The organism is Paucilactobacillus kaifaensis (assembly GCF_005405145.1).
Classification (GTDB): domain Bacteria; phylum Bacillota; class Bacilli; order Lactobacillales; family Lactobacillaceae; genus Paucilactobacillus; species Paucilactobacillus kaifaensis.
Genome location: NZ_BJDM01000004.1, coordinates 37,349 through 58,165, shown reverse-complemented (window position 1 = coordinate 58,165; position 20,817 = coordinate 37,349). Strand labels below are relative to the sequence as shown.

The following is a 20,817-nucleotide window of genomic DNA, read 5'->3' as shown; positions in this document are numbered from 1 at the left end:
TTGTAATTAATAATTCAAGTACTGTAGTTTAGTAATTGATGCTAACGACTAAGCTACATGTGCATTCCCATTTTATTATATGATTCCATTCCACCGAGCCACAAATCATCAATATTAACGCCACGTTCTTTGGCAAACGCGGTCATCAGTGTATGGTGATCCATTAACTCATACTTAGCATTAGGATTCTTTGGGTCAATAACTTGAAGCTGTGCCATCATACCACCATCTTCATGTTCAATAATGTGACAGTGATACATAAAAACACCAGCGACATCATACCAAACTTTAAGAACTACATGTTCACCGGGATTAACGCTAACAACATCTTTTAGGCCATACTCATTTGGATAAGGTGCGTGGCCATTGCGCGAAATAATCCTAAATGAAGTTCCATGCATGTGATATGGGTGAATCATACCGCTATCCATGTCGTTTGTGTTAGTGATGTCCCATAATTGACATTTGCCTAATGGCATTTTGTAATCAATGCGTTGCATGTCGAATTTTTTATCATCTAACAAAACTTCTTCATCCATTCCCGACATGACAACGTGCTTTACAGGTAGATTCTGGTCAACCTCAGGGTCGGGAATATCAACTAAGTGATCTGGCAGTGAGGTGTCATCAGAAGCAAATTGATGAATGCGAAAATGAACAATCGGAGTTTCGTCGGAATACAAGATAACTTCATCACCAGGTTTGTAATCGGCAAAATCAACGATGACTTCATGGCGTTCTGCACAAGTAGTCATCAAGTGGGTGAATTTAACCGGTTCAGGTAAGATGCCATTGTCAGATGCAATTTGAGTGAACTCTAGGTTATCACTGAAGTGCAAGCGCCATTCACGACGATTGGACCCATCTAGAATCCTTAACCGTAATCGTTGGGTGGTAACATCAAAATACGGATTGATGGTTCCATTTATCATTGGCGTTGGGCCTTGAACACCATCGGGATCATAATCAGCACGATAGTCCCATTGATTATTATCATGAAATCGGCGATCTTGCAGGATTAACGGGATATCGTCAACCCCATAATTTCGTGGAAATGGTAGCTGTTCTTCAACATCGTCTTTAATAACAACAGCAGTTGCTAGGCCATGCCAGACTTGAGAAGCCGTTGATGGACACGGATGTGCATGTAACCAGCAGGTAGCCGCCGGTTGGTTAATTTTAAAGGAAACATCTCGACTGCTATCTGGATAAACAGGTGCATGACAACCGCCATCTTCAATTGGACCAGGAATATCTAATCCATGCCAATGAAAAGTGGTTAACTCAGGTAGCTTGTTTTCTAAATGGAGATGAATTGTTTTACCATTTTTAAAAATAATTGTTTGACCTAATAAACTGGCATTGTAGCCCCAGGTTTTAGTTTTAGCTCCTGGAAGTAATTGTGTTTCACCAGATTGTGCAGTGACAGTGTAGTACATGTCGGTTGCAGTTTCTTGATCTGGCTGTAATATACTAGGAATATTAAGTGGCATTGGCGGTGTTGTTGGTTCTTCTAAGGGAATGTAACCACCATCATGAGTATTAAATGCAGGTTCGTCGAAAAAATAATTGTTATAGACTTTTTCTGTCATACTAAAACCCTCCCAAATCCTTAATTACTATTAGCATACTATTTCTAATGAAGTAATTAAATACCTATTCCAATCTTATTCATTCGTTTTAAGTGACAGACTATGTTTAGGTCGGTACAATTGAGTTGTAATGAATATCACTGAAGGGAATGATCTGATTGGCAATAGAAATTAAACCACAACAATTTAACAAAATTTTGGTTGGTGTTGATGATGCAGCAGATGCGCGCGCTGCTTTTAGTTATGCAGTTGATAAAGCTAAGCGTGACGGATCGCAATTGGGCATCGTTTCGGTGCTGGAAACAGCCGATATTAATATCTATCAAGCTTTATCAAAGGATTTTATTCATGGCACTCGTGATCAATTGGAACGTCGGCTAGGAGAATATGTTCAGGCAGCAATTGATTATGGTGTTGCAAAAGATAAAATTACAGCAATTGTGGATGAAGGTCAAAAGCCAGCTGAACGAATTGTAAATCATGTGTTGCCTGAGTTTCATGCAGATCTGTTAGTGGTAGGGTCAATTGGTAAAGTTGATAGTAAAAAGCTTTTCGGATCTCAAGCTGCATACATGGCTAAAAATGCAGGAATCTCAGTTACTATCATTCGTAGTTAAATTGCTAAATGTGCATATAAAAAGAAGCTTAGATAGCTTCTTTTTATATGCACATTTAGTTTTTATCTGCGGGTGTATTAAATAATTCTTCATCAATGCCACGCTCAACTTCAGCTTGGATCGTGACGTGACCAATATTATACTTTTGATGTAACAAATTTTCTATTTCTAGATATATTGGTTCAACTTCACTTAATTTAATGTCATGCAAGTTTATGTGGGCAGAAAAAATAATTCGCTGTTCATCAATCATCCAGGCATGCACATGGTGTACTGAGACGACACCATCAATATTTAAAATATCATGTTTAATTGCAGGATAATCTAAATCTGGGGATGACTGCATCAGAATGCTAAGGGTTTTGTGAACAATGGGCCATGTCTTGACGCAAATATAAATTGCTACAACTACAGTAATTAATGGATCGATCCATGTAATTTTAGTTAACGTAATAACAATTCCACCAATAATCACACCGATTGAGGACAGTGCATCACTTAAGATATGAAGATAAGTAGCCTTAATATTGAGACTGCTATTGCTACCACGATGTAATAAGCCAGCGGAAACTAAGTTTGCCAGTAATCCTACGATAGCAACACTCAACATTATTGGACCATCAATTGGCTGTGGTTCATTGAAACGCTGAGCCGCCTCTATAATTAGGAAGACAGATATAATAATGAGAAATAATGCATTTAATAGAGCTGCTAGGATCTCGGCTCTACGGTAGCCAAACGTTCGTTTCGCATTTTCGGGTCGAGATCCGATTAATTGAGCACAAAAACCCAATAAAATTGAAAATGAGTCGCTTAAATTGTGGATTGCGTCTGATAGTAGTGCTAGACTGCCGGACAGGATGCCCCCGACAATTTCTACCACAGTAATCAAAATGTTTAGTAATGTGACTAAGAAAAAACGTCGACTATTAATTATTTGTGAATGCATATAAACACCTTACTTTTTTGTTGGAGAACGTAAATTTTTCCATCAATTATTTCGATTGTTCTAGCGATTTATTCAAACCTGATAAGTAAGGGTAGTTAGTCTTGACCCTGGTTACAATCATATAGTAATGCTAGGTCGGGTTCAACCTATCTAGATAAACAAAATAGTATTAGATGACAATGGACAATTTTAAGTAAAAACATTTTTACTGATTTCATCAATAACCGCTTATAATTACTATCTTTTTTAAAATCTATATGGTATACTCAGTTCTGTAGTTTAGGTAAGGTAATTTTGGTTCGATCGTTTCATTGTTTGGAATATCCCCATTTGCACCGGAACATGAATTACAAAAATATAGTACGTGCAAATTGCACAGGAGGATTTTCAACATGGAACAAGGTACAGTTAAATGGTTTAACGCAGACAAAGGTTTTGGTTTTATTACACGTGAAGATGGCAACGATGTATTCGTACATTTCTCAGCTATCCAAGGCGACGGCTTCAAGACTCTTGAAGAAGGCCAATCAGTTTCTTTCGACGTTGAAGAAAGCGACCGTGGACCACAAGCCGTTAACGTTAACAAGCAATAAAAAACTTAATTAACGAATAACGTTTAAGCCCTTAAAACTAGGTTACTAGTTTTAAGGGCTTTTTTTGTATTTTAAAAGAGGTTGCCTTATGATGCATTCATAGTGCATAATTAGGCAGATTTAGTATTTTAGGCTGAGGTGATTTTAATGGTGACAAGTTCCAAGGCACAGGTCAATGTGATCAATGCATGTTTGTTGGCTGGGCGAATTTTGATTGAGAATGGATCAGAAATGACCCGGGTGGTGGATACGATGCAGCGAATTGCACATAATGCAGGGGTGGATTCAGCCCAAATGTTTGTAACGGTCACCGGCATTGTTATTTCAATTGATGATACCCCGAACGGACAGGTTGCCAGCATTGAGCGACGGACTATTGATTTGGGGAAAGTTGCACGAGTCAATGAACTTTCGCGTGAATTTGCAGAACAAAAATTAACACTCGGTATGCTGATCCAGCGCCTGAAAAGAATTGACAATGATACACCGACGTTTTCTTTTTGGACTAGATTGATAGCGGCGGCGCTTTTAAGTGCCGTATTATTAATTGTTTTTACTGGTGAATATATTGATGCACCAGCAGGGTTTGTGATTGGTGGGTTAGGCTATTGTGTGTTTTACTTTTTCAATCGCCAATTTAAAGTTCAGTTTTTAAGTGAGTTTGTTGCTTCACTCGTGATTGGATTATTAGCAGTTATTGCAGTTAAATTAGGGCTAGGTCGCTACTTAGATAATATTATTATTGGCAGTGTGATGCCATTAGTTCCAGGTGTTCCAATCACGAATGCTGTCCGCGATTTAGTGGGTGGTAATTTAATTAGTGGGCCCGCTCGAGCTTTTGAAGCACTCTTGTCGTCCATCGCAATTGGAAGCGGTATTGTTTGTGTGCTGCATTTCTTATAGGAGGTAACGTTAATGGCAATGTTTTTGTTTGAATTAGTGATGGCATATGTGGCTACCATTTGTTTTGGCATTATTTTAAATATTCCTACGAAAGCCTTTAATGTTGCCGGCTTGATTGGTGCTTTTTCATGGGGCTTTTATTGGGTAATTTCACAACTAGGAGTCGGCATTGCATTTGGCAATCTAGCAGCCGCTTTTGTAATTAGTGTATTGAGTATGTATGCAGCGCAGTATAAAAAGATGCCTATGGTCATTTTTAATATTCCAAGTTTGGTGTCGTTTGTACCTGGGGGACAAGCGTATCAGATGATTCGTAATTTTGCAATTGGTCAGTCACAAACAGCTTGGAGTTTCTTTGTTCAAGTGGTTGTGATTGCAGGTTCGATTGCGATGGGATTCATTTTAGGCGAATTGTATCATCAAATTTGGCGCTATGGGTTAACAAAGATTGTTACACGGCATTAGATTAAGAAAGTTATTGCAGCAATTATTATAATCACTAACATATGGTATACTTTGACTGATAAATAATTTGGGGGAACTCATAATGTATATGGAACAAGATTCAAGTCGACTAAGACGCTTTTTAATTAGTGGCATCATTTTTTTATTAATTGCAGGAATGATCATGGCCAACTCAGTGGCATTTCAGTTGCTAGATTCAATGTTACAAGGCTTTTTCGCTACTGATTCGCAAACGGCTTTTAGAACTTTGATGATGACTGTTATCTCAGCACTCGGTAGCCCTAAAATGGCGATCGTATATGTGGTGATTATTGCTTTTCTATTGTGGGGATTCAAATACAAAATTCCGGCGATTTGGGCCATTGCCACTCTCGGTAGTGGTGACATCGTTGCCTTTTTGGTTAAAAACATTGTTAAACGAGCACGGCCGGCCCAACATCTGGCTGGCGACGATGGTTTCAGTTTCCCTAGTGGGCATGTGTTTGGAATGTTCATAATTGCTGCAATCATATTTTTAGTTGTATTACCGAATGTTAAAAGTAGTTTATGGCGGTTAATTTGCCAGATTCTATTGGTTATATTTTTAATTTTACTAGCAATTTCACGCGTTTATTTATTTGCGCATTATCCTAGTGATGTTATTGGTGCAATGTTATTGGCATATGCTTGGGTCCAAGTTGCTGAATGGCTGTACGTTTGGTTTACGCCAATTTTGAAACGGTGGAAGTTTGTCGCTAATTCTGAAATTTAGCAAAGTAGTTGGTGATTACGGCAAATTGTGATAGATTTTAGGTAGTAAAACGAGTAAATGATATTTCTCATGGAGGTGCGCGATGAAATTACAACGATCTAGTGAAAAAGTTTTTGCAGGTGTCTTGGGTGGATTTGCTGAGTATCTGGGCTGGGATAAAACCTTAGTTAGGGTTGGATATGCTGCTGTAACACTATTCACAGCATTTATCCCTGGTATATTGTTATATATCGTAGCTGCAGTTGTAATGCCTGATGGTGACAATTTATAAAAAAACAATCTAAATAAACACCCAACCATAATGTTAATATATGGTTGGGTGTTTATTTGGCTAAAATTACTATTCGGGTTTTACTGGATTCGCAGAAATATCTTGAAGCCATTCAATGGCAAGTTGGAACCAGTGGGCCACATGGGGCTGATTGGCGTCTTGTTTCCAGGCCGTGCGTTGATCTGCCAATGCAAGTCCGTGGGGGCCATGATGAAAAATATGGAGCTCTTGTGGAATTTGATGTTGTGCAAGTGCATTACAGTACGCCAGTGAATTTGCAACGGGAACCAGTGTATCATCATTTGTGACCCAGCAAAACGTAGGGGCATTAAGTTGATTAACATGTTTTTGAGCAGCGTATTTATCTGGTTCGAGAGTCCACTGTTCAAGATTAGTGTTTGCGGGCGGGAAACCTAAATTAAAATCAATAACCGGATATCCTAAAATAATGGCATTTGGTTTCAACAAATCAGCTTGCGCATGAACTGCGTTTACGAGCCAATCTGTGTGCCAATAGTCATTATATAGACTGACAATGTGGCCACCAACCGAAAAGCCCATCACATTTATACTTTCAGGCCTGATGTTCCAATCATTAGCATTGGCTCGAATTAATTTAATACTGAGGCCAAGCTCAATGATTGGAGCTGGTAATAGTGGCTTTTTTTCACCGGTAAAACTATAGCGCAGAACAAAGCATTGAAATCCTTGTGCAGCAAAGGCAAGTGCAATAGATTCAGCTTGTTGGGTTGGAATGTGCGTATATGAGCCACCAGGGACAAAAACCAGTGCTGGTAGAGCTGTTTGATTAGCATGTTCATCTGGGGCCTTCAAATAGCATGTAAGAGTTGCTTGTGTGTCATAGTTGCTAGTTGATAATGATTTTTGAATAATTTGCACGGTTGCACCTCACGAATTTAATATAGAGTATGGAGCTATTATAATGCAAAAAAAGTATAAAACGAACCGTTTGGATTTGTCACAACTGACAGATCAAGATTTACCTGAGTTAAATCAGCTACTAAACGATGATCAATTAATGCAAGCAAGTGGATTGCAGTTGCCTAATGATAAGGAGCAGCGGTTATTGGCTTTATCGCTATTAGTTGGAGATCAATTTATTTATTTAATTCGGTTAATTCAGACTAACGAATTGATTGGTGTGATTGGGTTTTATCAATGTTATCGACTAGATTTTTCAGTGTCAACTAAGTATCGCGAACTTGGTTATTTATTATCAAAAGATTATTGGAGTAATGGCTATATGCCTGAAGCTGGAAATAGGTTGATAAATGAAATTATTGATTCAACTAATTATGAGTATATTTGTGCAGGTGTAATGCCTGATAATTTACGATCTGCGCGGGTATTGATTAAATTGGGATTACAACAAACAATCCGCCCACTTGATCTAGCAGCAGAACAGTTTGAAGATGGAGAACTGTATTTTCAGTTACCTACTGAATAATGTAACCGTACATTCATTAATTAACGGTACCAATGAATGGCTAGCGTTGCTTTATTGATAGTTACAGCCAACTGAAATTTTTTTAATTTAATTCTCATATTACAATATAATATCGGATATTTACTATTGATTAATCGATTGATATGTTAAGATTAACGTATCAAATGATATTTGCGAGGTGACAAACATGCAATTGACAAAAGCAATGGAACAAGCAGCTTGCATTTTAACGTTATTAGCAACTCAAGAACACGATATTCCTCTGTCGTCTGAGTTAATTCATGAACGACTGGGTGGATCGCAAAGTTATCTACAAAAGATTATGCGTAAACTGGTTGTTGCTGATCTAATTAAGTCTGTAAGTGGCAACAATGGTGGATTTACTTTAGCGAAACCAGCGGCCAAAATTACTGTCTATTCCATTGTGGAAGCAGTGGAGGGCGAAGTTCATTCATATCCTAATTTTGGGTTTATTGATCGTGTCTTTTCCGAGGCACAACCATTTGCTAGCATTGCTTCAAAAACCGTCAATAATATTTTTGATAAGGCGGATCAAGCCTGGATTGACGTGTTAAAACAGCATAATTTATTAGAAATTTTACTTAACCTGTTACAAGTAACTAAAATTCCAATGCTTAACTGGAACGATAGTTTGATGGCACCTAAAAATTTTGTTTCACAAATTAGAGCTAATTTATCTGAGATCAGCTAACAATGTCCTTGTGGTTTTACAGCTGTGGTGTATAATGGTTTGCATATCGGAAGAAGAGGTTGCACGACTCATCAGTAATTACTGTTAGATGATTAAGCATCGTAGCAGTAATGAAAGGGTGGCGTGCCGAAATGGATAATTGCTTATTTCAATTATCTGTTGGGATCTGGTTGAATAAATCAGGAACTGTCGCAATTAAAATTGCGGGGCGCTGTCGACGATCTGACCAGATGAATGAGTGGGTCTTTTTGTTTAGTGTTCCTAAACAAAGGGGCCCTTTTAATTTTGGCATTTCTGACTCTTTGGAAGAAACAATTATGTGTTGCTTGGACAACACAAAGAGGAGAGATTGGAATGGAAGAACAAGGTACGACGAACGAAAATCGCCAAGTAAAGCGATCATTGAAGACGCGTCATTTATCAATGATTGCTTTAGGTGGCTCAATTGGAACGGGGTTATTTGTTGCTAGTGGTTCAGCAATTTCAACTGCCGGACCAGGGGGTGCACTGGTGGCTTATGTGGCCATTGGAATTATGGTGTATTTTTTGATGACCAGTTTGGGTGAAATGGCGACTTATATGCCATTAACTGGATCATTTGCTGCTTATTCGACTAAGTTTGTTGATCCAGCTTTAGGATTTGCAATGGGGTGGAATTACTGGTTTAACTGGGCAATTACAATTGCGGTTGATGTGACAACTGCTGGAATTGTTATGAATTTCTGGTTGCCGAATGTGCCCGGTTGGATTTTTAGTGCTGTAGCGATGATTTTAGTGTTTTCAATTAATGCATTATCGGTTAGCTCATTTGGTGAAGCTGAATACTGGATGGCGATTATCAAAGTGGTTACAGTAGTGATCTTCTTAGCAGTGGGAATATTGACCATTGTTGGAATTTTAGGCGGTTCTGCGATCGGATTTCATAATTTGACGACCAAGGCTGCACCATTTGTTGGTGGCATTCCGCCCATTTTAAGTGTTTTCGTTGTTGCAGGGTTCTCGTTTCAGGGGACTGAACTAATTGGAATTACAGCTGGTGAATCTGAAACACCAGAAAAGAGTATTCCTAAGGCGATCCACTCAACATTTTGGCGAATCTTATTATTTTATATTTTAGCTATTTTTGTAATTGCCTGTGTCTTGCCATATACCAGCAAGGATTTATTGGGATCATCCGCTAGCGACATTGCGATCAGTCCGTTTACATTGGTATTTCGCCGTGCTGGGTTAGCAGCTGCCGCTAGCGTGATGAACGCGGTTATTTTGACATCAGTCATCTCAGCTGCCAACTCAGGAATGTATGCTTCAACTAGAATGTTATATTCGCTTTCTCGTGAGGGGTATGCGCCTAAATTGTTTGGTTTGGTGAATATGCGGGGCATTCCGATGTATGCTTTAATCGGAACAACGATTGTGGGAGCATTTACCTTTTTGACTGGTATTTTCGGTCCTCAAATTTATCAGTTTTTGATTGCTGCCAGTGGATTGACTGGATTTATTGCTTGGTTGGGAATTGCAATTTCACATTATCGGTTTAGAAGAGCTTTTGTCAGACAGGGACACGCGGTTTCTGAGCTTAAGTACCATGCAGCATTGTTCCCGTTTGGACCAATTTTTGCACTAATTTTATGTATCGTTGTTATTGTGGGACAAGACTTGGGTGCTTTTGCCAAGATGGATTGGCAAGCAATTGGAATTACCTATATGAGTATTCCACTGTTTGTTGTTTTATACTTGTATTATAAGATTAGACACAAAACCCATATGATTCCACTGGATAAAGTTGATTTAACACCAAAAACCAAAGGTGAATCTTGGGAAAAATAAATAGTAATAGCTAGGTTCGAATTAATTTCGAACCTTTTTTGTTGCTAATTAAGGCTTTGACTTTACTCACATCAAATTGTAATCAAGAAGTAATTTTAGATTTTAAGTGAAGATGATACAATGAAATGCGTACTGAATATTGTCAGAAATTACTGGAGGAGAATTTTTATGATTGTTTTATCAGGAACCATTGGTGCAGGCAAAACTAGTTTAACTCAAATGTTGGCGGATCACCTTGGTAGCAAGCCTTTTTACGAGTCCGTCGATGACAATGAAATTTTGCCGTTATTTTACAAGGATCCTAAAAAATATGCTTTTCTACTCCAGATTTACTTTTTAAATAAACGTCTTGATGAAATTAAGAGTGCTTTTGCCAATGATACTGATGTGTTGGATCGATCAATTTTTGAAGATTCGCTATTGTTTCATTTAAATGCTGATTTAGGTCGTGCTACAGATACAGAAGTGACAATTTATGATTCTTTGTTAAATAATATGATGGAAGAATTGCCAGACGAGCCACACAAGAAGGCACCAGATCTATTGATTCATATTCAGGTGTCCTTTGAAACCATGCTCGAAAGAATTAAAAAACGCGGTCGTTCGTTTGAACAAATTGAAAATGATCCTAGTTTATTTGACTATTATAAGACGCTCAACGAACGTTATATTAGTTGGTTTGAAGCGTATGATCAAAGTCCTAAGATTTCAATTAATGGGGATGAATATAATTTTGTTGAGGATCCTAAAGCGGCTGATGAAGTGATGCGTATTGTAGATCATGAATTAATGGCTTTATCATTAAAGTAAATATCAAGACAGAGTAGGTTTAATCTTAAAAAAATAATATTGACTTTTAAAAACCGTGATGATAAAGTTAAATAGTTGTTTTACAGCGATTTAATTAGTACCACGACGGTTTTGGAGGATTAGCTCAGTTGGGAGAGCGTCTGCCTTACAAGCAGAGGGTCACAGGTTCGAGCCCTGTATCCTCCATTTCACTAATAAGTGAATAGATTTATTTTTAATTTGCGGATGTGGCGGAACTGGCAGACGCGCTAGATTTAGGTTCTAGTGTCTTATGACGTGGGGGTTCGAGTCCCTTCATCCGCATATTACGCCGACTTAGCTCAGTTGGCAGAGCATCTGTCTTGTAAACAGGGGGTCGAAGGTTCGAATCCTTTAGTCGGCATTAGCAAAGGCTAAGTATAATGTTAGAATTATTTTCTGACATTGTGCTTGGCTTTTTTTGTTGTAACTACAATCTGAATATCCTAGATAAAAAGTATTTATGCATTAAAAGCGCTAAAAATGTAATTCTAAGAATTATTATACATAAAAATTCATAAATTCGCTTGACTTTATTCAAGTATTCTTCTATGATTCTTTCAACACAAAAGAAATATTATACATTTTGCTAAATTTTATTTTGCTTGTATTTACTGATATTATGACGTCTGATTGAATGATCGAGATTTTATAATAGAATAAATATTCATAAATATAAAGTTTTCAGTGAAAAATATTGGAGGATGATTGTATGAAGAAGTGGATGAAGAAAAGTTGGTTGGTATCATTAGGATTGGTACTGGTTTTGTCAGTTGGTCTTGCGGGCTGTGGCAGTTCTAACTCTGATAACAGTGTTAAAAAAATCAAGGATAAGAAAACTCTAGTGGTTGGTACTAGTGCGGACTATGCACCGTTTGAATTTCCAATTGTCAAAAATGGCAAAAAACAGATTACTGGTTATGATATTTTGATTGCAAAACAGATTGCTGATGACATGGGAGTTAAGCTTAAAATTGAGAATACTGAGTTTTCGTCATTAATTTCTGATTTAAAAGGTGACAAAGTTGATTTGATTTTATCTGGAATGACGTCAACACCGGCACGAAAAAAACAAGTTACCTTTTCTAAGAGTTATTACACAGTGAATAATTATTTACTAGTTAAGAAAGCTGATGCAAATAAGTACAATACCGTTGCGGATACTAAGAATGCTCAAATTGGTGCCCAACAGGCATCAACCCAGGAACAAATTGCTAAGAAACAAACCAAAGGTAACGTTGTTACTGAAGGAATGGTAACGAGTCTTGTAACTGAATTACAACAAGGCAAGCTAGACGGGGTAGTTGTTGAAAGTGAAATTGCTGATAACTATTTGAAGACAAATCCAGATAAATATGTGAAAGCTAAGCTCAAGCTCAACACACCATCAACACAGAGTCATATTAATGTGGCTGGCCGTAAGAATGATAAAAAATTGATGAAGCAAGTTAATAAGACGGTTACTAAGTTACAAAAGAATGGCGATATGGATAAATTACTGCAAAAAGCTGAAAATATTCAAGCTAAGTATGGTACTGCTAAATAAAAGAGGTATTAAAATGTTTGATTTTCTAGGTAAATACTATCCGCTTTTTCTTGATGGAACAGCTTTAACGATTATTATTTCAATCATTGGAGTTGGGTTAGGGATCCTAGTGGGCTTGCTAATCGTATTGATGCGGTTGTCGCACTTAAAAGTATTACGTTGGATCGCACAGCTTTATATTGGAATTGTGCGAGGGACACCCTCGATGATTCAAGTTATGCTGATTTACTATACGTTATCTAAGGTTTTACCGATTCCACAAGTTCAGATGATGGGATCTGGGTTGGATCGAATTATTCCGGGGGCACTTGCTTTAGGAATTAATTCGGGTGCTTATACGGCCGAGATATTTCGATCGGGGATTATTTCAATATCAGCAGGTCAAAATGAGGCTGGACTTTCGCTTGGACTTAGCCGACAACAAACAATGTTTTCAATTGTGCTACCCCAAGCAGTGCGCAATATTTTACCAGCTTTGGGCAATGAGTTTATTACTCTTATTAAAGAATCTTCAGTTTTGTTTTATATCGGTGTCCAAGAAGTTACTGCTCAAGCGTTGGGAGTTGGAGGGACGCTGTACGACTTTGTACCACCGTTGTTAGTAGCTGGTGCAATCTATCTGGTATTAACACAAGTCTTATCGCAAATAATGCAACTGATGGAAAAACATATGAGTCGCAAATATGCACGATAATAGTTACTATTGAGAAACAACCTAAGAGCACTGACCAATTTTAAATTTTGGTCAGTGCCTTTTTTTATCAACGGTTTAAGGTAAAAGTGGTTTAATTTTTTTGTTGACAGTTACTTTGCAATACATTATCATTATTAGGTCGGATATGTTCCGGCAGAAGTTACCTGAATAGTAAAATGCGGAAGTAGTTCAGTGGTAGAACATCACCTTGCCATGGTGGGGGTCGCGGGTTCGAATCCCGTCTTCCGCTTTTTCTTTTGTTTATTTTGCACCCATAGCGCAACTGGATAGAGTGTCTGACTACGAATCAGAAGGTTGTAGGTTCGACTCCTACTGGGTGCATCATTCGGGAATTAGCTCAGCTTGGTAGAGCGCAGCGTTCGGGACGCTGAGGTCGCACGTTCGAATCGTGTATTCCCGATAAATAGTAATCATGAGCCGTCATTGAGGTTGAAAAACCGATATGACGACTTTTTATATTTTGGGGATTGTCATAAATACTAGTGACGAGTTAGAGCTAGACAGGTTTAATTAGGTAAGGTAAACTTCTAAGAAAGCAATGGAGGAATTGAAATGAGCAAATTAGATCGTAATCATGTTTATTCACAGCATGCAGATAAATTAACTTTGTTTTTATTTTATTTCACGAGTTTTCTAATTATTGTAGTTTTAGTTTTAGCAATTATTTTGCAGAACTGGTGGTGGCTTGTAGTAATTCCTCTAATCGTGATTTTTTGGGGCTTTTACAGTTTTATTCGACCAACCGTACCAGTCTATGATGTGACTGAACAAAAACTGCTGAGCGTGCGTAATAAAGAATGGTCTCAGTTTAAAAAAGAATGTCCCAACCAAGTTGCTAAAAAAGGAAAAACATAATTTAAATTATGTTTTTCAATTTGTGGACCCAAACACATTAGTGTAGAATGTGAATGCTTATATTGGGAGCTTAATTGGATTAAATGTTAGTTATTATTTCAATGGAGTAATTTATATTTTAGGAGTAATGGGTGCATGAAGGATCTAATATCAGATCGTAAATTAATGAATACAACCATGTGGATTTTATTAATTGGGGTAGCTTTTTTTGGCAATGTCCCAATTTTTGTGGTAATTTATCTGACTTTCGCTCTTTTTATGATTTTGCGGACGACCCAAAGTCAGTTTCCCAAAAAAACTAAGGTTACTATGATTGTGGCATACGTATTTTTGGCTGTGCTACAAGACGTTTTTGTAGCTAATGTAGTTGATGTTAGTCATATTAATATGGTTACTGGTTTTTTAAGCCGTGTATTTGCTTCAGCAATTATTTTGCTACCGCTTGCGGTTGAGCGTAGCGTGGTTGTTAACAAAAAAACAGATTTTTATCTACCTTCGATTAAAGAGGTTGCCACAATTAGTTTTGAACAATTGAATACTAATCGAGAGGCTATTACTCAGTCGCTACAGGGGATTGGTAAAATCAAACACACACTGTCTTCTGAAAACTTAAAGGAAACTTTTGAGGATTTACACCGGCATAGTTCAACTAGGTATATTAATAATGGATCGTTAACTAAGGATTATTTTGATTTGGCGCAGCAATCATTAACTGATCCGTATATTTATATTGTTATTTCCAACACAGGGAGTAGTGCCAGTGAAATTATTTCATTGTTTACACAAAAACAATATAACCATGCATCGTTAAGCTTTGATGAGGATTTAAAAACGATTATTAGTTACAATGGTGGTGAAAAAGTTTATCCACCAGGCTTAAATTCTGAAATGGTTGAGGCATTTCACAAAAAAGACGATGCGTCGGTGCTTGTGTATAAACTTCCTGCTACAAAAGAGCAAAAACAACTGATTCTTGATAAAGTGCAACAAATCAATGAAACTGGGAGCGCTTATAATTTGTTAGGGCTCGTGATGAAACACTCATATCGACCTAATATCATGTTTTGTTCCCAGTTTGTTTATAAGATGTTAAAACAAGCTAATCTGGAGTTCTTTGACAAACCAGCTGGAGACGTACGGCCGACAGATTTCATTGAACTTGATTATTATAAAAAACTGAAATTTTGCTATGAAATTAAATTTTAAAAAAAGCTATAACAGCGGTCAACGCTTTATAGCTTTTTGTTATTTCTTAGTTTTTAAATGAATGTACTGGTGCAGGGATACGCACACCACGAGCTATAAAGTCAGTTGGCTGACTTGGATTAACTTGCATAATAGGAGCATGGCCAAATAATCCACCAAAATTAATATCCTCCCCAACGGATTAGCCGGTTGCTGGAATGACCCGAATTGCAGTTGTTTTGTTATTGATCATACCGATAGCAGCTTCATCAGCTAATAGCCCGCTAATAGTGGCCGCAGTGGTATCACCAGGAACAGCCACCATATCTAAACCAACTGAGCAGACAGCAGTCATTGCTTCGAGTTTCTCTAAACTTAAATTACCTGCCTGGACCGCTTTAATCATCCCTTGGTCTTCAGATACTGGAATGAAGGCGCCTGACAAACCTCCAACGTGTTCACAGGCCATGATGCCACCTTTTTTAACCGCATCATTAAGTAAGGCAAGCGCAGCTGTTGTTCCAGGAGCACCAACGCTTTCTAATCCAATTTCTTCTAGTATCTCAGCAACCGAATCACCTGCTGCAGGAGTAGGTGCAAGGGATAGATCAACGATCCCAAAGGGAATATTTAGCCGCTTAGCGGCAATATTGCCAACGAATTGGCCGACTCGCGTAACTTTAAAAGCAGTCTTCTTGATAGTTTCAGAAACAATATCAAACGGTTGCCCTTTTACTTGTTCCAGAGCTCGTTTAACGACACCAGGGCCGCTAATTCCCATGTTGATGACGCAATCAGCCTCACCAATGCCATGAAAGGCACCAGCCATAAAAGGATTATCTTCAACGGCATTAGCAAAAATAACTAAATTCATACACTTTAGTGGGTCAATAGCAGCGATATCTTTAACGATTGTTCCCATTTGAGCGACTGCATTCATGTTGATACCTGCACGAGTAGATCCAATATTGACTGAACTACAAACTTTGTTCGTCTCACTAAGTGCCTCTGGGATCGAAGCAATTAACTTTCGATCGCCACTTTGATAACCTTTTTGGACTAAAGCAGAAAAGCCACCGATGATATCGATACCCAAATCGGTCGCTGCTTTATCGAGCACCTTGGCATATGCGACATAGTTATCAGTAGCCACAGCGGCTGCAATCATCGCGATCGGAGTTACGGAAATTCGTTTGTTGACAATTGGCACACCGTATTCCATCTGAATGTCTTCCGCTACTTTGACCAAGTCATGTGCCTTAGTGGTTATTTTTTGATAGATTCGCTGGCAAGCTTTTTCGACATTGCTGTCAATACAATCAAATAATGAAATTCCCATTGTAATTGTACGAATATCAAGATGTTCCTCATCAATCATTTGGAGTGTTTCTCGAATTTGTTTAGTTTCCATAACGGTTTCCTTTACAGTTTTTGAATGGCATCAAAGAGCTCTTGACGTTGAATTCGAATAGTAACGTCAATTTGAGTACCAAGTTTTGTTAATTCTTCTTGAATGGCTGAAAATGAGGTTGTTTGATCACTAATATCACCAACCAACATCATGGTAAAACTGCCTTGCATTAAAGTTTGTGACATATCAATAATATTAATGTTCAGGTGAGCTAATTTTTGGCTAACTGCGGCAACAATCCCAACCTTGTCATTGCCGATTACAGTGATAATTACTTTCATAATAGTATCTCCTTCAATTTATTATTATAAATCAATTAGAATGATGAGATTAGTGTACCTCATTAGAGCGAGTTATTGAATTTAAATTTAATAATCTTGATTATTTGAGACTTTATTTTAAAAAAATTTGGTTAATATTGGTCTTAAAACTGATTTTTTTATAGACTGATATACCTAATTTAAAGAATTATTGACACACGAAACTAGTTTTAATGGGTCACTAAATTCAATAAAGTCAAGAGTTGATTTTACTTTTTTACAAGCATAATGTGTTAAATGGTTTATGACATTAATTAATGTCATAAACTAATTAGAAGATTCTGGTTATCAAACGAGGAAAGAGGAGACGGGATGCTTAGTAATTTCTGGAGTCCGCGGGGACGCCGAATTGCCTATGTTATTTTGGCATGTTTAATACCCGCAGTTTTATTAATTGCAATTTTTAATTTTATTCAATATGAACAACAGGCAGCAACTAAAAATATTCCAGTTGCAGTAGTCAATAATGATCAATCGGCCGAAGACAACGGTCAGGTCATTAATATGGGACAACAGGTGGTCAACACATTAAAGAAAGATCACCAAGTTAAGTGGAAGTTTGTTAGCGCAAAAACAGCTCAAAAGCAATTAGCCAGTGGAGATGCATATCTAGAAATTGAATTGCCAAAGGATTTTTCTAAAAATGCAACCACTGTGTTGGCTAAGCACCCACAAGTAAGTTTAATCAAGTTACATGAATCAAAACGAAATAACTTTTTATCAACGATAGTGACTAATACTGTCGCACAAACAGTCCAAGCACAAGTTAAAACAAAGGTTCAAAAGGTTTATAGTGCAAGTCTGTTAAGTGGTCTGAAAAAGTTAGGCAATGGGACTAAACAGGCCGCTACAGGAACGACTCAATTAAATGACGGTATGGTCCAGCTAAAAGACGGTAACCAAGAAGTTGCTCGTAATTTGGATTTATTGGCTACTAAAATGGTCACTTTTTCGACGGGAGCCAAAACTTTGTCATCTGGTGTTAACACCTATACAGCGGGGGTAGACACACTTGCAGCCGCTAATAAGCAAATGTTAGCCGGGCTACAAGAACTACAAACCAAGGCAGAACCATTAGTAAGCGGCACTGCGCAATTGGCAACTGGATCGAACACACTGGCCTCTGGTGTCCAGCAATATACCGGTGGTGTGTCAACGATGAATTCAGCTAATAAAAAGGTGCTAGCTGGACTATCACAGTTAAACGGGCAGTCCAAAACATTGGGTACTGCAACGACACAGCTGACTGCTGGCTCAACAAGTCTGTTGAATGGTACGCAGACATTTAAGTCTCAATTTGATGATGGAATTAGCCAACTCCAAAATGGAATCGCAGGGAGCACTTTAATTAACACGAACGTTGCTGAAATGAAAACAGCCCGCCAAAAGTCGGATAATGTTCAGACGCAGATGGCTAGTCTACAGTCGGGGATGGATATGCTTAATCAAGTGTTGCCGATGCTAAACACATTGAGTGAATCAAAAACTAAAATTAATAGTTTACAAACTGAGCTAAATTTGATGGCTAAATTGGCGCCAACTACAGATAAGGTTAAGACTGATCAAGCAGACGCCAATAGTAAACAAAAAGCGCTATCCGATGCAATTAATGCATTGCCAGATAGCGACGCAAACAAAGCTAATCTACAGACCTTAGCACAACAAAGTACAACGGCAACCACTAAAATTGGTAGTGATGCTCAAAGTTCCGCAAATGCATTTAGTATTGTTAAAACACAATCTACTAGTGCGTTGAATGAATTTAGTACGGAACTAAATGCGGCATCATCACTTAATACTGCTGATGCAAGTAAGTTAATGAGCTCTATTCAACAATTAGAAACGGATGCAGCTGATTTATTCGATTATACGGATAACAATTTATTGTCAGACGAAAAAATTAATGAATTACAACACAGTACTGATTCAATTACGGCTGGGCTGCAACAATTACAACAAAAATCAGATGGTGGATTAGACAGCTTAGTTACTGGATCAACTCAGTTAGCAGCTGGTAACAAACAATTATCTGACAGTGCTCCCACTTTGATTAGTGCTATCGAACAATTATTTACTGGTGAACAGCAGGTAGTTACTGGTGGTAATCAGTTAGATGCCAATACAGCTAGTTTAGTCTCAGGTGCCCTAGCAGTGGCTAGTGGCAATACAACCTTAGCATCAGCTGCACCGGCGCTTGTTAGCGGTGTTGATCAGCTAGTTAATGGTGCTAGCCAGATCAACGATGGCAACAATAAATTAACTGCAGCTAGTGCGCAGCTAAATGATGGTACCAGTCAACTTGTTACTGGGGCGCAACAAGCACAATCAGGTGCTAGTCAGCTTGCTAGTGGTTCTAATCAAGTTCAAACGGGGTTAGAAACAGCTGCAGATGGTGTTGCTACCTTAAATGACAAGTTGAAAGATGGTGCTGATCAGATCGGTACCGTTAATGATGGTTCAGATAATATTAACCATATTGCTACTCCAATCAGTAATAAAGAAGTTGACAGTGATCAGGCAAGTTTAAAGAATGTTTTTGCACCATTAGTGTTAGCATTAGTACTATTTTTGGCGGCGGTAGTCACTCAATTAGGATTATTTATGCCGCATCGCAAATTGCACACATTAATGGAAGAACCGTTAGTCGCAATTGGACTGTCCGCACTAGCACAAGCTGTGATTGCTGATATAGTTGTTGCAATGCTAGGAATCACTGTTACTAACTGGTTTGGGTTAATGATCTTTACTATTATCGTTGCATTTATTTTTACAATGATTTGCATGATTTTATATCACATGTTTGGCCGGGTTGGTGTGCTGTTTGCTGTTTTGCTGGCCTTAGTTCAAGTAATTGTCACCGGACAAGTCTTTCCAAACGCAATGTTGTCAAGCTTCTATCAAGCGGCAGCAAACGTGTTACCAATGACGTATGCCATTCACGGATTTGAAACCTTAATTAATGGCGCTAGTTATAGTGTGTGGGGCGCAGCTGCTCTGTTAATTATTTTTACTGCCATGCTCGGTGGGATTGCTTATTTAATTGATATTTTAATTCAGCATCGAAATGTAACGGAGAGTGAAGACTAGGCTTTTTCTAATTTATTTTAAATAAATTAACTATTACTAGTAAGTCGGAAGTGTGTTTTCAACCACAGAAGTTTAGATGTAAAAAATAACTGTAACCTTCATAAAACGAAGGAAACAGTTATTTTTTATTGTTAGCTTACAATTTCTAATGGTGGTTGAAAACACTCTTTAATTTAAATTATTTGCAATTAATGCTAGACTTTGTATAATGTTAGTCAACATTAGTCAAAGAATGGGGAATCAGTGATGGAGGGTCAAAATATTTCAGATATCATTGAGCAATATCTCAAGAGTATTTTATCCGACTCTGAGCACGTTGAAATTAGGCGTTCAGAGATTGCCAATTTGTTTGATGTTGTCCCATCGCAAATTAATTATGTGATTAAAACTAGATTTACCATTCAAAATGGTTATTTGGTAGAAAGCAAACGTGGCGGTGGTGGTTACATCCGAATTGAACGGGTTAATTTACTAGATGATGTTGATGTGTTAAATACACTCATTTCGGTGATTGGTGATGAGATCAGTGAACGTGACGCCGTTTCGATTATTCAAACATTGTATGATGAAGATGTCGTTAGCCGACGCGAAGCCGATTTAATGGCTGTCATGGTCTCAAAGCAAACCTTAGCATTGACGGATCGACAGGTGGCTGATGTGTTAAGGGCACACGTATTAGTTTCATTACTGAACCGGCTGCGTTATGAGAGCTAGAAAGAGGG

Annotated in this window: 20 protein-coding genes, 6 tRNA genes, 1 pseudogene and 1 riboswitch; of the genes and pseudogenes, 22 read left to right on the top strand and 5 right to left on the bottom strand. The window is 37.9% G+C overall.

Translation table 11 applies throughout. From position 1 onward, the window contains the following. Nucleotides 1-53: 53 nt before the first annotated feature. Nucleotides 54-1,592 (bottom strand): multicopper oxidase family protein, encoded by a 1,539-nt coding sequence (locus tag FFM51_RS03505; protein WP_137597253.1) that lies wholly within the window; start codon nt 1,590-1,592, stop codon nt 54-56. A 158-nt stretch (nt 1,593-1,750) separates the two neighbouring features. On the opposite strand from FFM51_RS03505, the gene FFM51_RS03500 reads away from it, so the two are divergent. Further along, nucleotides 1,751-2,209, top strand: coding sequence for a universal stress protein (locus FFM51_RS03500; RefSeq protein ID WP_137597252.1), 459 nt, complete (start codon nt 1,751-1,753; stop codon nt 2,207-2,209). A gap of 55 nt (nt 2,210-2,264) precedes the next feature. Here FFM51_RS03500 and FFM51_RS03495 read toward each other — a convergent pair whose 3' ends face one another. Beyond that, complete coding sequence (locus FFM51_RS03495) at nt 2,265-3,158, bottom strand: cation diffusion facilitator family transporter (RefSeq protein WP_137597251.1); 894 nt, start codon at nt 3,156-3,158, stop codon at nt 2,265-2,267. 392 nt (nt 3,159-3,550) lie between these two features. Between FFM51_RS03495 and FFM51_RS03490 the strand changes: the two genes are divergently transcribed. The 5 genes from FFM51_RS03490 (at nt 3,551) to FFM51_RS03470 (ending at nt 6,141) form a co-directional block, all read left to right on the top strand. Continuing rightward, complete coding sequence (locus FFM51_RS03490) at nt 3,551-3,751, top strand: cold-shock protein (RefSeq protein ID WP_044011329.1); 201 nt, start codon at nt 3,551-3,553, stop codon at nt 3,749-3,751. Between the two features lie 147 nt (nt 3,752-3,898). Beyond that, entirely contained in the window at nt 3,899-4,654 is a 756-nt protein-coding gene (locus FFM51_RS03485; protein ID WP_137597250.1) for a threonine/serine exporter family protein, read from the top strand. Between the two features lie 12 nt (nt 4,655-4,666). Continuing rightward, complete coding sequence (locus tag FFM51_RS03480; protein WP_137597249.1) at nt 4,667-5,119, top strand: threonine/serine exporter family protein; 453 nt, start codon at nt 4,667-4,669, stop codon at nt 5,117-5,119. 82 nt (nt 5,120-5,201) lie between these two features. Further along, nucleotides 5,202-5,870 (top strand): phosphatase PAP2 family protein, encoded by a 669-nt coding sequence (locus FFM51_RS03475; RefSeq protein ID WP_137597248.1) that lies wholly within the window; start codon nt 5,202-5,204, stop codon nt 5,868-5,870. Nucleotides 5,871-5,952: 82 nt separating this feature from the next. After that, nucleotides 5,953-6,141 carry a PspC domain-containing protein gene (locus FFM51_RS03470; protein ID WP_137597247.1) on the top strand — a complete coding sequence of 63 codons (189 nt, stop codon included), beginning with the start codon at nt 5,953-5,955 and terminating at the stop codon, nt 6,139-6,141. Nucleotides 6,142-6,210: 69 nt separating this feature from the next. Here the strand turns inward: FFM51_RS03470 and FFM51_RS03465 are convergent, their stop codons facing one another. After that, nucleotides 6,211-7,041 carry a lp_1002 family arylesterase gene (locus FFM51_RS03465; RefSeq protein WP_137597246.1) on the bottom strand — a complete coding sequence of 277 codons (831 nt, stop codon included), beginning with the start codon at nt 7,039-7,041 and terminating at the stop codon, nt 6,211-6,213. 43 nt (nt 7,042-7,084) lie between these two features. Between FFM51_RS03465 and FFM51_RS03460 the strand changes: the two genes are divergently transcribed. The 14 genes from FFM51_RS03460 (at nt 7,085) to FFM51_RS03395 (ending at nt 15,298) form a co-directional block, all read left to right on the top strand. Further along, nucleotides 7,085-7,609 (top strand): GNAT family N-acetyltransferase, encoded by a 525-nt coding sequence (locus FFM51_RS03460; protein WP_137597245.1) that lies wholly within the window; start codon nt 7,085-7,087, stop codon nt 7,607-7,609. A gap of 187 nt (nt 7,610-7,796) precedes the next feature. Beyond that, on the top strand, nt 7,797-8,321 hold the full coding sequence (locus FFM51_RS03455; RefSeq protein WP_137597244.1) for an Rrf2 family transcriptional regulator: 525 nt from the start codon (nt 7,797-7,799) through the stop codon (nt 8,319-8,321). 45 nt (nt 8,322-8,366) lie between these two features. Beyond that, nucleotides 8,367-8,543, top strand: a riboswitch (Lysine riboswitch). Nucleotides 8,544-8,675: 132 nt separating this feature from the next. Further along, nucleotides 8,676-10,148, top strand: a complete 1,473-nt coding sequence (locus tag FFM51_RS03450; protein WP_137597243.1) for an amino acid permease — start codon at nt 8,676-8,678, stop codon at nt 10,146-10,148. A gap of 168 nt (nt 10,149-10,316) precedes the next feature. Next, nucleotides 10,317-10,958, top strand: coding sequence for a deoxynucleoside kinase (locus FFM51_RS03445; protein WP_137597242.1), 642 nt, complete (start codon nt 10,317-10,319; stop codon nt 10,956-10,958). A gap of 113 nt (nt 10,959-11,071) precedes the next feature. Further along, nucleotides 11,072-11,144, top strand: a tRNA-Val gene (locus FFM51_RS03440). 35 nt (nt 11,145-11,179) lie between these two features. Next, nucleotides 11,180-11,261: transfer RNA gene (locus FFM51_RS03435), tRNA-Leu, on the top strand. A 6-nt stretch (nt 11,262-11,267) separates the two neighbouring features. After that, a tRNA-Thr gene (locus FFM51_RS03430) sits at nt 11,268-11,340 on the top strand. A 348-nt stretch (nt 11,341-11,688) separates the two neighbouring features. Further along, entirely contained in the window at nt 11,689-12,522 is an 834-nt protein-coding gene (locus FFM51_RS03425; protein ID WP_137597241.1) for a transporter substrate-binding domain-containing protein, read from the top strand. Between the two features lie 13 nt (nt 12,523-12,535). After that, complete coding sequence (locus FFM51_RS03420; RefSeq protein WP_137597240.1) at nt 12,536-13,216, top strand: amino acid ABC transporter permease; 681 nt, start codon at nt 12,536-12,538, stop codon at nt 13,214-13,216. 178 nt (nt 13,217-13,394) lie between these two features. Further along, nucleotides 13,395-13,466 (top strand) — tRNA-Gly (locus FFM51_RS03415). 18 nt (nt 13,467-13,484) lie between these two features. Then, nucleotides 13,485-13,558: transfer RNA gene (locus FFM51_RS03410), tRNA-Arg, on the top strand. A gap of 5 nt (nt 13,559-13,563) precedes the next feature. Then, a tRNA-Pro gene (locus tag FFM51_RS03405) sits at nt 13,564-13,637 on the top strand. Between the two features lie 152 nt (nt 13,638-13,789). Beyond that, complete coding sequence (locus FFM51_RS03400; RefSeq protein ID WP_137597239.1) at nt 13,790-14,092, top strand: DUF962 domain-containing protein; 303 nt, start codon at nt 13,790-13,792, stop codon at nt 14,090-14,092. 135 nt (nt 14,093-14,227) lie between these two features. Next, nucleotides 14,228-15,298 (top strand): hypothetical protein, encoded by a 1,071-nt coding sequence (locus FFM51_RS03395; RefSeq protein ID WP_137597238.1) that lies wholly within the window; start codon nt 14,228-14,230, stop codon nt 15,296-15,298. Between the two features lie 46 nt (nt 15,299-15,344). Here FFM51_RS03395 and FFM51_RS03390 read toward each other — a convergent pair. Both FFM51_RS03390 and FFM51_RS03385 read right to left on the bottom strand, forming a co-directional pair. After that, a pseudogene (locus tag FFM51_RS03390) lies at nt 15,345-16,688 on the bottom strand (DUF711 family protein). 11 nt (nt 16,689-16,699) lie between these two features. Further along, nucleotides 16,700-16,969: an ACT domain-containing protein gene (locus FFM51_RS03385; RefSeq protein WP_137597237.1), complete on the bottom strand. Its 270-nt coding sequence runs from the start codon at nt 16,967-16,969 to the stop codon at nt 16,700-16,702. A gap of 351 nt (nt 16,970-17,320) precedes the next feature. On the opposite strand from FFM51_RS03385, the gene FFM51_RS03380 reads away from it, so the two are divergent. Beyond that, nucleotides 17,321-20,095, top strand: coding sequence for a YhgE/Pip domain-containing protein (locus tag FFM51_RS03380; RefSeq protein WP_137597236.1), 2,775 nt, complete (start codon nt 17,321-17,323; stop codon nt 20,093-20,095). A 246-nt stretch (nt 20,096-20,341) separates the two neighbouring features. Continuing rightward, the gene (locus FFM51_RS03375; protein WP_137597235.1) at nt 20,342-20,809 is read left to right on the top strand and encodes a CtsR family transcriptional regulator; all 468 of its coding nucleotides are present in this window, start codon (nt 20,342-20,344) and stop codon (nt 20,807-20,809) included. Nucleotides 20,810-20,817 lie beyond the last annotated feature (8 nt).